Source organism: Bradyrhizobium sp. LeoA1Lang, from assembly GCF_055413685.1.
Map to the genome: position 1 here is coordinate 45,765 of NZ_JBVAPG010000022.1, position 13,795 is coordinate 59,559.

6 protein-coding genes and 2 pseudogenes are annotated in these 13,795 nt (G+C 63.5%); 2 read left to right on the forward strand and 6 right to left on the reverse strand.

All coding sequences use genetic code 11. From position 1 onward, the window contains the following. Positions 1 to 25: 25 nt before the first annotated feature. The gene (gene rpsG / locus ACZYOF_RS10695) at positions 26 to 496 is read right to left on the reverse strand and encodes a 30S ribosomal protein S7 (RefSeq protein WP_028168166.1); all 471 of its coding nucleotides are present in this window, start codon (positions 494 to 496) and stop codon (positions 26 to 28) included. Between the two features lie 15 nt (positions 497 to 511). Then, on the reverse strand, positions 512 to 883 hold the full coding sequence (gene rpsL / locus ACZYOF_RS10700) for a 30S ribosomal protein S12 (RefSeq protein WP_028168167.1): 372 nt from the start codon (positions 881 to 883) through the stop codon (positions 512 to 514). 669 nt (positions 884 to 1,552) lie between these two features. Between rpsL and ACZYOF_RS10705 the strand changes: the two genes are divergently transcribed. Then, complete coding sequence (locus tag ACZYOF_RS10705) at positions 1,553 to 2,740, forward strand: FAD-dependent oxidoreductase (protein WP_463715733.1); 1,188 nt, start codon at positions 1,553 to 1,555, stop codon at positions 2,738 to 2,740. Between the two features lie 171 nt (positions 2,741 to 2,911). On the opposite strand, the pseudogene ACZYOF_RS10710 reads toward ACZYOF_RS10705, so the two are convergent. Next, positions 2,912 to 3,796: pseudogene (locus tag ACZYOF_RS10710) on the reverse strand (GNAT family N-acetyltransferase); the annotation flags it as partial. 154 nt (positions 3,797 to 3,950) lie between these two features. Between ACZYOF_RS10710 and ACZYOF_RS10715 the strand changes: the two are divergent. Next, a pseudogene (locus tag ACZYOF_RS10715) lies at positions 3,951 to 5,203 on the forward strand (FAD-dependent oxidoreductase). On the opposite strand, the gene ACZYOF_RS10720 reads toward ACZYOF_RS10715, so the two are convergent. From ACZYOF_RS10720 to rpoC, 3 genes are all read right to left on the reverse strand, one after another. Next, a complete protein-coding gene (locus ACZYOF_RS10720; RefSeq protein WP_463715744.1) occupies positions 5,134 to 7,158 on the reverse strand; it encodes an ABC transporter ATP-binding protein in 2,025 nt (674 codons plus the stop codon). The pseudogene ACZYOF_RS10715 and the gene ACZYOF_RS10720 overlap by 70 nt on opposite strands. 142 nt (positions 7,159 to 7,300) lie before the next feature. Then, positions 7,301 to 9,355, reverse strand: a complete 2,055-nt coding sequence (locus ACZYOF_RS10725) for an FAD-dependent oxidoreductase (RefSeq protein ID WP_463715734.1) — start codon at positions 9,353 to 9,355, stop codon at positions 7,301 to 7,303. A 179-nt stretch (positions 9,356 to 9,534) separates the two neighbouring features. Then, positions 9,535 to 13,734 carry a DNA-directed RNA polymerase subunit beta' gene (gene rpoC / locus ACZYOF_RS10730; RefSeq protein WP_463715735.1) on the reverse strand — a complete coding sequence of 1,400 codons (4,200 nt, stop codon included), beginning with the start codon at positions 13,732 to 13,734 and terminating at the stop codon, positions 9,535 to 9,537. Positions 13,735 to 13,795: the final 61 nt, after the last annotated feature.

A 13,795-nucleotide genomic window follows, 5' to 3' on the forward strand; every position in this document is an offset into this window, starting at 1 on the left:
TGTTCCTTAAATTCCGTTGTTCGCCTTACCAGCGATAGTGCGAGAAGGCGCGGTTGGCTTCCGCCATCCGGTGCACGTCTTCACGCTTCTTGACGGCGTTCCCCCGATTGTTCGACGCATCAAGCAACTCCGCCGAGAGCCGCTCCGTCATGGTCTTCTCGTTGCGCTCGCGCGCGGCCGAAATCAGCCAGCGGATGCCGAGCGCCTGCCGGCGCACCGAACGGACTTCCACCGGCACCTGATAGGTCGCACCACCGACGCGGCGGGAACGCACCTCGATGGTCGGCATAACGTTCTCGAGCGCCTGCTCGAACACGCCGAGCGGATTCTGCTTGGTCTTGGCCTCGATCATGGTGAGCGCGCCATAGACGATGTTCTCGGCGACCGACTTCTTGCCGGCGTACATGACCGAGTTCATGAACTTTGTGATGATGATGTTTCCGAACTTCGGGTCCGGAAGCACTTCACGCTTTTCTGCAGAGTGACGACGCGACATCTTACCTGTTCCCGCTTACTTCGGACGCTTGGCGCCGTACTTCGAACGACGCTGCTTACGGTTTTTGACGCCCTGGGTATCCAGCACGCCGCGGAGGATGTGGTAGCGCACGCCCGGCAAGTCCTTGACGCGGCCGCCGCGGATCATGACCACCGAGTGCTCCTGAAGGTTATGCCCCTCGCCAGGGATGTAGCCGATCACCTCGAACCCGTTGGTCAGGCGCACCTTGGCGACCTTGCGAAGCGCCGAGTTCGGCTTCTTCGGGGTCGTCGTGTAGACGCGCGTACACACGCCACGCTTCTGCGGCGACTGCTGCAGCGCCGGCACCTTCTTGCGCGACTTCTGCACTTCCCGTGGTTTTGCGATCAGCTGGTTGATCGTCGGCATGTCAGCCTTCACCCTTCAAGTTCGCGCGGAACCTCACTGGCTCCGCAAATTCTTCACGGGAACAAGCCGCCCGTCCGGCCGCCTCACACGAAAACCATTCGCGCAAAACGAAATCGCGCCTACCACTCGTTGCTGAGCGGAAAGCGCTTGACGCCACAGAGGACCGCGATCACGACCGATCAGCGCTCGCTGTCCGGTTGAGAACCGAGGTCATGCATCCGAGTTCACTCTCAAGAGAACGCGCTCAAGAGAACAAAGATCGCCCTGGCATTGCCTAGCTATCATCGACAGCGTTTGAGCGGCATTCGTCGAGGTTGGTGCCCGCCTCAGTCCCAGTGGGTCTGATAGGGTGTTCCGTTCCGACGCTGGCGTAGCTCACCGCCTGTCGTTAAGTTCGCGCCTTGTATAAGCGGTAGATAGTGAAGTCAAGCAAAACGACAATACGAGAAACGCCTCTGCCGCATATGGATTTGGCACTTTCGCGCGCTCAGCGCGAGTGAAAATGCAGGGCTCGGCGCCCTTCCTCCGGGCGAGTCGGCCGACTTTTTTACCCGGACATAAATATCCTGAAGCAGCTCTTGCGCGGCTCTCATCCAGAGATATCGCGCAAAATAAGCCTTTGTTTGCCATTGCGGGCGCAAAGAACCCGCTTGGAGACCGGGATTTCCCATGCGCTATACCGACATCGCGATCATCGGCGGGGGACTGGCCGGCTCCACGGCAGCCTCCATGCTCGGCCGTGCCGGCATTCCGACCATCCTGATCGACCCGCACGACGTCTATCCGTTCGATTTCCGCGTCGAGAAGCTGGGCGGCGGCGGGCAGATCGAGCGATTCGCGCGGACCGGATTGGCGGAGGCGGTGCTTTCGCGCGCGACTCACGCACGCGAAAACTGGATCGCCCGCTTCGGCCGACTGCTCGACAGGGCGCCGATCGACCAATACGGCATCATGTATGACGAGCTCGTCAACGCGATTCGGGCTGAGATCGCCGCCCCCGCCGAGTTCATCTACGACAAGGTCACCAATGTTGCGATCAGCGCCGAGCGGCAGGAGGTGACGCTGGGCGGCGGCGAGACGGTTTCGGCCCGGCTGGTCGTGCTTGCCAACGGGCTGAATGTCGGGCTGCGCCGCATGATCGGCATCGAACGACAGATTACCAGCCCCTGCCATTCAATCTCGCTCGGTTTCGATCTCGTCCCCGTCGGCCGGCCGGCGTTCCCCTTCCCGGCCTTGACCTATTTCTCGGAGCGGCCCAGCGACCGCATTCCCTATCTGACGCTGTTTCCGGTCGAGGAGCGCCGGATGCGTGCCAATCTGTTCGTCTATCGTGAGGCCGATGATCCCTGGCTGCGCGAGATGCGGGTGAGCCCGGTCAGAACCCTCAATGCCGCGCTGCCCAGACTTTCCCGGATCACCGGCGAGTTCGCCGTTGCCGGCGTTATCAAGGTGCGTCCGGCCGATCTTTCTGTCAGTACCAGTTATCGGCGGCCGGGCATCGTCCTAGTCGGCGATGCCTTCTCGGTCACCTGCCCGGTCACCGGTACCGGCACCGACAAGGTGTTCACGGACGTCGCCCAGCTCTGCAATGTCCATATCCCGGCGTGGCTTGCCAGCGAAGGCATGGGCGTGGACAAGATCGCCGCGTACTACGACGATCCCGTCAAGAAGGCTTGCGACGCCTGGTCAATGGCCAAGGCCTTCGACTTCCGCCGGGTGTCGACGGACACCAGCCTTTACTGGCGTGCGCAGCGCGGCGGCCGCTTCCTGTCGTGGCTTGGCCGAGGCGCCCTGCGGCGGCTTGCTGGCGGAGGACGCCGGACGACGCTGCCGGAGGCGCTGCCGCAGACGCCGTAGGAAATGGTAGCCGAGCAGCCGGCCCGCTTCCATCCGGTAGCCCAGCGACTTCGTTCCGCTGACATCGAAGATCAGATCGAGCATGGTGCGGCGGCCGGCCCATAGCTGGGCCATGAAACTGTCTTCGGCGGCGCAGGAATTGATCGCCTCGATCTCGGGCTCCGCGAGCAACTGATCGGTCATCTTGTCGACGAGCAGATGCCCGGGCGAATATCGCGCGAACTGCGCATCGTATGCTGTCTTCCAGGTGTAGGCGGTCGAGCCGCCATACATCAGCACCTGCGCGGCCGCCACCTCGCCGTTCACCTGCAGCAAGGCGACGGAGCAAGCCTGACGGTCGGCCAGATTCTGCACCAACTGTCTGGTGAAGGCGGCATCGCGGACGTCCGACAGCAGCGCCGTGCCCCGCTCGCCCTTCCAACTTGCCTTTTCCATCGTCAGAAATGTCTCGAACGCCTGGCGGACCGCGCCGGGCGACCGATCGTTGACGATATCGACGGCGCCAAGCGCTGACAATCTGTTCCAGTCCTGACGCAGTTTTTTCCGCGTCGAGCCGCTACGCTTCACGCCGAATTCCGTCGTCACGAAAGGTCGGCTGCTCGTTGCAACGAGCAACGGTTCGATGCCACGCGCGCCCAGCCATTTCGACATGGCGGCATAGCTCGGGCATTCCCCGTCGAGCGACGTGAGGCTGAGGACATCAGGCAGCAGCGGGTCTTGTTCGATGGCGGCGAGGAACGCGGGAACGACCTGATCGGCGAAAGCCGGATCGACGACGGGGCTGGAGAGAAAAGCGTACTCGTAGGGCAGCGCTTCCGATACCTTTGGCCACAGCCGCACCGCCTGCCGCACCTGCAACGCCCAGATGCCCACGAGCCTGCGCCGCGCAGCGCCCTGCTCCCAGGCCAGCAACACGCGTATCTTGGCAAAGTCGGTCGCAACGACCGCCGCAAGCGCGGCCGGATTCATGAACACGTTCGACGACGCACGCCGCACCAGCTCGTCCCATTGCAGGGCGATGTCCAGCCTGGGTGAATCAATCGTTACCGTGATCATCGAAATTCGCGCTCTTCAACCGCGCCGATCGTGGTTGCGGGAGATTGCTTTTCGATTAAGCGGACGCGGGACTGACTGGATTGTGAAGCACCAATTCAGGGTTCCTTTGCGATTCTCGGCCATGCATGGAGCCTTGCGATCAGAGGCAAGACGCATGCGCTACACGGATGTTGCCATCATCGGCGGCGGGCTCGCCGGTTCGACCGCCGCGGCGATGCTCGGACGCGCGGGCATCTCGGCGTGCCTGATCGACCCGCACCTGAATTACCCGCCCGAGCTGCGCTGCGAGAAGCTCGGCGGAGACCAACTCGAGCTGTTGCGCAAGACCGGCCTCGCCGAAGAGACGCTGCGCGCCACGACGCTGGATGGCCAGGTGTGGGAGGCGCGGTTCGGCTATGTCGTCGCCAAGAAGCCCAGCGATCAGCACGGCATCCTCTACGACACGCTGGTCAACACCATGCGCGCGCAGATTCCCGGTGATGTCGAGATCATCCATGCCAAGGCCTACGCTGTTTCGAACAGCGCCGACCGGCAGAAGATCGTGCTATCGAACAACCAGGAGATCTCGGCACGGCTCGTCGTGCTCGCCAACGGCCTGAACACCGGCCTGCGCCACACGCTCGGCATGCAGCGCCGCATCACCAGCGCGTGCCATTCGATCACGCTAGGCTTCGATGTCGTGCCGGCCGGCCGCGTGATGTTCGATTTTCCAGCGCTGACCTATTGGCCGGGCCGGCCGAGCGCGCGCATGGCCTATCTTACGTTGTTCCCGATCGGCGGAACGATGCGCGCCAATCTCATGGTCTACCGCGACATGACCGACCCATGGCTGCAGCAGTTCAGGGAGTCGCCGGAAGCAACCATGCTCAGCACAATGCCAGGGCTTGCGCGCATGACCGGAGGCTTCATGGTCTCCGGGCCGATCAGGATCAGGCCCGCCGATCTCTACGTCACCGAAGGATATTTGCAGCCCGGCATCGTCCTGGTCGGCGACGCGTTCTCCACCTCCTGCCCCGCCGCCGGCACCGGTAGCGACAAGGTCTTCACCGACGTCGAGCGACTGTGCAACGTCCACATCCCGGCGTGGCTTTCGAGCGACGGCATGGACGTGCGGAAGATCCAGGCGTTCTACGACGATCCGGTCAAGCAGGCCTGCGAGGCACGATCGCTTGCCAAGGCCTACCACCTTCGCTCGCTGTCGATCGACCATGGCCTGACCTGGCGCGCCGGACGCTGGGGCCGCTTCGTGGTCCGCTTCGCGCAAGGCGTCCGCTATTCCACCGCCGGCGCGTTTCGCCCAGCGCGGCAAGGCCGGATCGCGACGTCAAGCTGAGCGATCACTCCTCGTCGTCGTCTTCATCGTCGTCGTCGGCCTGCGCGGCGGCATTGTGCGCGACATGGCCCTGATCGTCCCAGAGCTTGCGGTAGATGCCGTTTGCGGCGAGCAGCTCGGCATGGGTGCCGCGCTCGATCGCCTTGCCGCCGGAGATCACGATGATCTCGTCCATGTCGACCACCGACGTCAGCCGGTGCGTCGACCAGATCATAGTGCGGCCGGCGGCGACCCTGAACAGCGTACGGTTGATCGCGGCCTCCGTGGTCTGGTCGAGGGCCGAGGTGGCTTCGTCGAGCAGCAGCACGGACGGATTGCGGATGATGGCGCGCGCGATCGCGATGCGCTGGCGCTGGCCGCCCGACAGGGTGTCGCCGCGCTCGCCGACCACGGTGTCGTATTTCTGTGGCAGGCTCATGATGAAGCGATGGATCTCGGCCTTGCGCGCGGCGTCCACGACTTCCTCGTCGCTTGCACCTTCCTTGCCGAGGCGGATGTTCTCCCGGATCGACATGTTGAACAGCATGTTCTCCTGGAACACGACCGCCATGCTCCGCCTGAGCGATTCGCGCGTCACCTTGCGGATATCGACGCCGTCGATGGTGACGCGGCCCTCGTCGGGCACGTAAAGCCGCAGGATGAGATTGAGCAGCGTGCTCTTGCCCGAGCCAGAGGGGCCGACGATCGCGATGCGCTGGCCGACCTTGAGCTTGAGGCTGAAATTATCCAGCAGCGGCTCCTGACTGCCCTCGTACTGGAAGGTCACGCGCTCGAAGGTGATGTCATTGGTTATGCGCGGCAGGTCCGGCGCGCCCGGCCGGTCGGCGCCGCGCGTCGGCTCATCCAGGAGTTCCTGGATGTGCTGCACCGCCGCCGCCGACTGGATCGATACCGGGATGAAGTGCATCAGGTGCGCGATGTTGTAGGACACCTCCCAGAACGCGCTTTCGAAGGTGACGAAAGTGCCGATGGTGATCTGGCCCTTGGTGGCGAGATAGGCGCCAATCGCGAGCACCACGAGGTGCAACAGCAGCACCGCGATGGTGACGGTGCGCTCCACCATGGTCGACAGGAACATGGCGGAGGCCGCCTTCCGCCGCACGTCGTTGTTGCGCATCGTGAACCAGCCGAGCGCGCGGCGCTGCAGGTTGAACGCCTTCACCACGGCCTGGGCCGCGACATTCTCCTGCACGGTGCCGAGCAGCGCGGCCTCGTTCAGCTTCTGCTCGTAATTGGCCTGCACCGCTTTCGGGGTCAGGATCCGCGGCCCGATCAGGGTGATCGGAAACACGAGTAGCGCGACCACGGCGAGCTGCCAGCTCAGGAACAGCATCAGGATGATGCCGGCAATGAGCTCCAGGAACGGCAAGGCGGCGCTGTTGGCGAAGCTCTTGACCGAGCCCTCGAAGGCCGAAAGATCGATCGAGAACCGTGACAGGATCTCGCCGCGCTTGGTGCGGGCGAAATAGGCCGACGGCAGGTTCTGGACGTGCTCGAACAGTTTGGTCCGCGCGTCGGAAATGATGCAGGCGGCAAGCCGCGCGTCCCAGCGTTCGTACCAGACCGCGATGATGGAGGTGATGATCCCGGCGGCGGCGAGCACGCCGAGGATCTTGTAGAGCGCCTGAAAATCTTCCTCGCCGAGGGCATCGTCGATCAGGAACTTCAGGCTGAGCGGCATGATGACGTTGAACAACGTCTCGACCACAAGGCCGAAGCTGACGAAGACCAGCATCTGCTTGTAGTTGGCGAGATACGGCTTGACGAAGCCGTAGATCGTGGCGAGCGCGCCGGCGGCTTCCTTGGCGGTGAAGACGACGAGGTCCTCGTCCTCATCATCGTCATCGAGCTCGACTTCGTTCTCGTCGTCGGCTTCGTCATCATCATCGGGAGGCGGTGATGTCGACGAAGGCTTCCCGCCGGGCCTAGACGTAGCGGAATCGGCATTCGCCCCGAGCTTCTTTTTCAGCTCGAGTTCATCCGTCGCAACCGGATTGTGACCGTCAGATGATGGGGGCTTCGATGCCAATGAAACCAACCGATACTGCACGGCCGGCATGACCGCAAATCGAGCGCGACAGCGCGATACGCGCTATGCCAACGATTCTATGCGATCAGCAAGGATTGGGCAAAGCAATTGAACCGGCCGATTGCGCCGGCCAACCCTTGGGTCAATCCTCGTCCTCGACTTTGTCGAAGAACGAATAGCGCAACGCGTCGGAGTCGCCGTACCAGTGGCCGGGCCCCTTGTTGGCGGCGCGCGCCGCGGTCCACAGCGCCTCGGTGCAGTCGCGACGGTGGGCGGCGAGATCAAAACCGTTGCCGAAGAACAGTTCCGACCATTCCCACCAGGTGGCGAGCTTCTTGACGCCACGCAACAGATCGTAGCGGTCGATCAAGCCGGGCGCGAGATCCGAGGTCACCGAGCCGAACACGAGGCCGGTCTTGACCACGCGATGCAGTTCGCGCGCCGCGCGCACCACCTGCTTTCCGCCGAGATGGCAGAGGCTGGTCTCGAACACGAAGTCGAATTCGTTGTCCTCGAATGGCAGGTCGACGACCGAGCCGAGCTTGTTGTACTTCTGCAGCGCCTTCGGCGTCTTGCCGTGGATGAAGCGGTTGTTCTCGACACCCCAGGCGTCAACCCCGCGCTCGCGCAGCGCGCCGACCAGTTCGCCGCTGGCCGAGCCCGCCACCAGGAGCTTGTAGCCCTTGGCCTCGCCCCAGACGAGCTGGATCATCTCCATCAGCAGCGCGGGATCGGTGAAGTGGCGCCACGACTCGCTGTACGGACCCTGCCCGCGATAATTCTCGAAATAATCGCGGTCGATCTTGTCCGACAGCGGCCGCTCGGCCTGGGCGCGGGCATAGCGCAGCCGGATCATCTCGGTCAGGATGATGTCGGTCGCGGCATCGGAGGAATCGAGCAGGCCGTTCAGGGTGGAATCGAACAGATAGTCGCCGACCACGACGATGCCGGGATGGTCCTTCGGCTCGGGACGATGGTTGGTCATGACGTCGCGCGCCGGCAGGCCGCCGGGCAGCGCGTTCACCGAGCTCAGCCAGCGGTGGATCTTGCCCTCGAGGAAATGCTCGCGCGCATTGCCGAGGGAAGCCGGCAGCGACTTCAACGCAGCGTCGATCAGTTCCTGGTCGGTCAGATTGGCAAAGGCCAGCGCGTCCGAACCCGCAATCAGCCAGTTCAGGACGCCGTGCCTGCCAACGTCGTGGCGCGAGCCTTCGTTGTAGACGCAGCAGCCGCCGAACGCGTCCGACATGAACCAGGAGCCCGGGATCTTCTCGCCCCAGAACGGCTCGTCGAACAGGATCGAGACGCGCAGGTAGTGCGCCGGGCGGTCGAAATAGGAGATGTGCTTGACCATCGACTGGCGCAACTCCTCGCCGTCCCAGCCGAGCGTGGCGAGCCAGGAATGCGGCAGGCAGACCAGCACGAGGTCGAAGTCACGCGTCTCCGGCCCCTTCCCGTTCATCATGTTGAGGCGGTAGCGGCCGTTGCCGGCCTTGCCGACTTTCAGCACCCGGTGATTGAGCTGGATGTCGGCATCGACTTCCGAGCGCAGGCATTCGACGAGCTGCTCATTGCCGTTCTGGATCGAGTACAGGCCGATATAGCCGTCGATATCCATCACGAAATTCTTCAGCGCATTGAGCCCGTTGGTGTTGTGGCTCTCGGTCGCGATGTCGGAGCGCGCCATCACCTTGAAGAAGCGCTTGGCGGTCGGGTCCTCGACCTCCTCGTCGAGCAACTGCTCGCAGGTCTTGTGGGCCCAGGGATGCTCGTTGTCGTGCGCGCCGACGCCTTCGTAGTATTCGGCCGGCGAGATCATCTCGGTGCAGCGCTTGCGGAACGCTTCGATCGCCTCGGCGGTCTTCGCGCCGAATTTGCGGCGCATGCCCGGCACGTCATTCAGGAACTCGCCGTCGAGCTGGACCTGCTCGGCATCCATCGGAATGGTCTGCAGGCCGAAATGCTGGATCAGTTCGCGCAGCGGATCCGGGCCGGTCATCGAATAATCGTAGATCTCGGCGACGCCGGCCTCGTAGGTCGCGGGTGCGGTATCGAATTTGCGCGTGACGATCTTGCCGCCGAGCCGGTCCGACGCCTCGTAAATGGTGACGCGGCAGAGGTCGCCGAGCTTCCTCTTCAGGTACCAGGCGCTCATCAGCCCGCCGGGGCCGCCGCCAACGATTGCGAGATCAAGCATGGGGATTCCGTTCTTCCGGGCGGGCGAAGCACCCGGCCGCGGCCGCTCTTAGCAGAAGCGCTTTTCTGTCTGAAGGAAAGATGAACAAAGCGCGTTCCTGCAGCGCAGCACAAGAGGAGAGCAGCAAAAAGGCCGGCAAAAAGCCGGCCTTTTCGTGAGTACCGTAGTTTTGCGGGGTGTTACTCCGCAGGCGGCAGCGCCAGCGGCTCCGCTTCGGGCGCGGACGGCACGATCGCCGCCTGCTTCTCGCGCTCGTCGAGGATCAGCTTGTCGCGCTTCATGGCGACTTCGCGGATCCGAGCCATCGAGGCGCCCGTGCCTGCCGGGATCAGCCGGCCGACAATGACGTTCTCCTTGAGGCCTTCCAGCGGGTCCACCTTGCCGTTGACGGCGGCTTCGGTGAGCACGCGGGTGGTCTCCTGGAACGAGGCCGCCGAGAAGAACGAGCGGGTCTGCAGGCTCGCCTTGGTGATGCCGAGCAGCACCGGGGTTCCGGTCGCGGGCTTCTTGCCCTCTTCCTTGGCCTTGGTGTTGAGCGCGTCGAACTCGATCTTGTCGACCTGCTCACCCGAGATCATGTCGGTGTCGCCCTGATCGGTGACCTCCACCTTCTGCAGCATCTGACGGACAATCACCTCGATGTGCTTGTCGTTGATGAGCACGCCCTGCAGCCGGTAGACCTCCTGGATTTCGTTGACCAGGTAGGCAGCGAGCTCCTCGATGCCCTTGATCGCCAGGATGTCGTGCGGCGCCGGATTGCCTTCGACGATGAAATCGCCCTTTTCGACGATGTCGCCGTCCTGAAGGTGGATGTGCTTGCCCTTCGGGATCAGGTACTCGCGCGGCTCCTCGGTCTTGTCGGTCGGCTCGATCGAGATGCGGCGCTTGTTCTTGTAGTCGCGGCCGAAGCGGATGGTGCCCGCCAGTTCCGCGATGATCGCCGCATCCTTCGGCTTGCGCGCCTCGAACAGTTCGGCCACGCGCGGCAGACCGCCGGTGATGTCGCGGGTCTTGGCGCTCTCGGTCGAGATACGCGCCAGGATGTCGCCGGGCTTCACCTGCGCACCGACGTCAACCGACAGAATCGCGTCGACCGACAGCATGTAGCGGGCATCGCCACCACGCGCCAGTTTCATCACCTTGCCGTCCTTGCCCTTGACCACGATGGCCGGGCGCAGATCCGCGCCGCCACGCGTCGATCGCCAGTCGATGACGACGCGCTTGGCGATACCGGTGGATTCGTCCAGCGTCTCCGAGATCGACTGGCCCTCGACCAGGTCCTCGAACCCGATCGTACCCTCGACCTCGGTGAGCACCGGACGGGTGTACGGATCCCACTCGGCGATGCGCTGGCCGCGCTTGACCATATCGCCCTCGTCGACATGCATGCGCGAGCCGTACTGGATGCGATGGGTCGCACGCTCGGTGCCGTCGGCATCGACGATCGCAACCACCATGTTGCGAACCATCGCGACCAGGTGGCCTTCGCTGTTGCGGGCGATCGCCTTGTTCCTGATCACGATCTTGCCGTCGAAGTTCGACTCCACGAACGACTGCTCGTTGATCTGCGCCGCGCCGCCGATGTGGAACGTACGCATCGTCAGCTGCGTGCCCGGCTCGCCGATCGACTGCGCCGCGATCACGCCGACCGCCTCGCCGTGGTTGACCGGGGTGCCGCGGGCGAGATCGCGTCCGTAGCACTTGGCGCAGATGCCGTTGATGAGCTCGCAGGTCAGCGCCGAACGGATCTTCACCTCCTGGATGCCGGCCTTCTGGACGGCGTCCACATGGGACTCCTCCATCAGCGTTCCGCGCGCGATCAGGACGTCGTTGGTCGCGGGATCGCGCACGTCATCGCAGGCCACGCGGCCCAGGATGCGCGAGCCGAGCGAGGCGACCACCGTGCCGGCATCGATGATGGCGCGCATCTTGATGCCGAGATGGGTGCCGCAGTCGCTGGACGTGATGATACAGTCCTGCGCCACGTCGACCAGGCGGCGGGTCAGGTACCCGGAGTTCGCGGTCTTCAACGCGGTGTCCGCGAGGCCCTTGCGGGCGCCGTGGGTCGAGTTGAAGTACTCGAGCACCGAGAGGCCTTCCTTGAAGTTGGAAATGATCGGCGTCTCGATGATCTCGCCCGACGGCTTCGCCATCAGGCCGCGCATGCCGGCGAGCTGGCGCATCTGCGCCGGCGAACCACGCGCACCGGAATGCGCCATCATGTAGATCGAGTTGATGTCGGCATCCGCCCCGCTGGCCGTCTTCTTGGTCGAGGAGATCTCCTTCATCATCGCCTTGGCGACTTCTTCGCCAGCCTTCGACCAGGCGTCGACGACCTTGTTGTACTTCTCGCCATGGGTGATCAGGCCGTCATTGTACTGCTGCTCGAAATCCTTCGCCAGCGTACGGGTCTGGTCGACGATCTTCCACTTCGACGCCGGCACGACCATGTCGTCCTTGCCGAACGAGATGCCGGCCTTGAAGGCGTTGTAGAAGCCGAGCGCCATGATGCGGTCGCAGAAGATCACCGTCTCCTTCTGGCCGCAGTGCCGGTAGACTTGGTCGATCACGCCGGAGATCTCGCGCTTGGTCATCAGCTTGTTGATGATGTCGTACGAAGTCCTCGGGTGCTTCGGCAGCAGGTTGCCGAGCATGACGCGGCCCGCCGTGGTTTCGATCCAGCGCTTGCTCTTCTTGCCTTCCTCGTCGAGGCCCTCCCACCGGTACTTGATCTTGGTGTGGAGGTGGATGACCTTCGAGTGCAGGGCATGCTCGAGCTCGGCCATGTCGCCGAACACCTTGCCCTCGCCGGGCAGGCCTTCGCGCATGATCGAGACGTAGTAGAGGCCGAGCACGATGTCCTGCGACGGCACGATGATCGGCTGGCCGTTCGCGGGGTGCAGGATGTTGTTGGTCGACATCATCAGGACGCGCGCTTCGAGCTGCGCTTCGAGCGACAGCGGAACGTGCACGGCCATCTGGTCGCCGTCGAAGTCGGCGTTGAACGCGGCGCAGACCAGCGGGTGAAGCTGGATCGCCTTGCCCTCGATCAGCACCGGCTCGAACGCCTGGATGCCCAGGCGATGCAGCGTCGGCGCGCGGTTCAAGAGCACCGGATGTTCGCGGATCACCTCGTCCAGGATATCCCAGACCTCGGGCCGCTCCTTCTCGACCAGCTTCTTCGCCTGCTTCACGGTCGTCGACAGGCCCTTGGCGTCAAGCCGCGAATAGATGAACGGCTTGAACAGTTCGAGCGCCATCTTCTTCGGCAGGCCGCACTGATGCAGGCGCAGCTCGGGACCGACCACGATCACCGAACGGCCGGAATAGTCGACGCGCTTGCCGAGCAGGTTCTGACGGAAGCGCCCCTGCTTGCCCTTGAGCATGTCGGCGAGCGACTTCAGCGGACGCTTGTTGGCGCCGGTGATGACGCGACCGCGGCGGCCGTTGTCGAACAGTGCGTCGACGGCCTCCTGCAGCATGCGCTTCTCGTTGCGGATGATGATGTCGGGCGCGCGCAGCTCCATCAGCCGCTTCAAGCGGTTGTTGCGGTTGATGACGCGGCGGTAGAGGTCGTTGAGGTCAGACGTCGCGAAGCGGCCGCCATCGAGCGGCACAAGCGGGCGCAGATCCGGCGGAATCACCGGAATGACCGTCATGATCATCCATTCCGGCTTGTTGCCGGAGACGCGGAAGGCCTCGACGATCTTCAACCGCTTGGCGAGCTTCTTGTGCTTGATGTCGGAGTCGGTCTCCTGCATCTCGGCGCGCAGCGAGAGCTCGAGCTTCTCCAGCTCGAGGCCCTTCAGCAATTCACGGATCGCCTCGGCGCCGATCATGGCGGTGAAGCTGTCCTGGCCGTATTCGTCCTGCGCCCTCAGGTACTCGTCTTCCGACAGGAGCTGACGGTCCTTGAGCGCGGTGAGACCCGGCTCGAGCACGACGTAGTACTCGAAGTACAGGATGCGCTCGAGATCCTTCAGCGTCATGTCGAGCAGAAGGCCGATGCGCGACGGCAGCGACTTCAGGAACCAGATGTGGGCGACGGGCGCTGCGAGCTCGATATGGCCCATGCGCTCGCGCCGGACGCGCGACAGCGTGACCTCGACCGAGCACTTTTCGCAGATGATGCCCTTGTACTTCATCCGCTTGTACTTGCCGCACAAGCACTCGTAGTCCTTGATCGGCCCGAAGATGCGGGCGCAGAACAGCCCGTCCCGCTCCGGCTTGAAGGTGCGGTAGTTGATGGTCTCCGGCTTCTTGATCTCGCCGTAGGACCAGGACAGAATCTTCTCCGGGGACGCGATCGAAATCCGGATCTGGTCGAAGACCTGGGCCGGCGTCGTCGGATTGAAAAGATTCATAATCTCTTGGTTCATGGTCTTCTCCGTCTGCCGACTTTCGTCGGCCCATGCATTCCTTTTCTGTCATGCCCCGCGA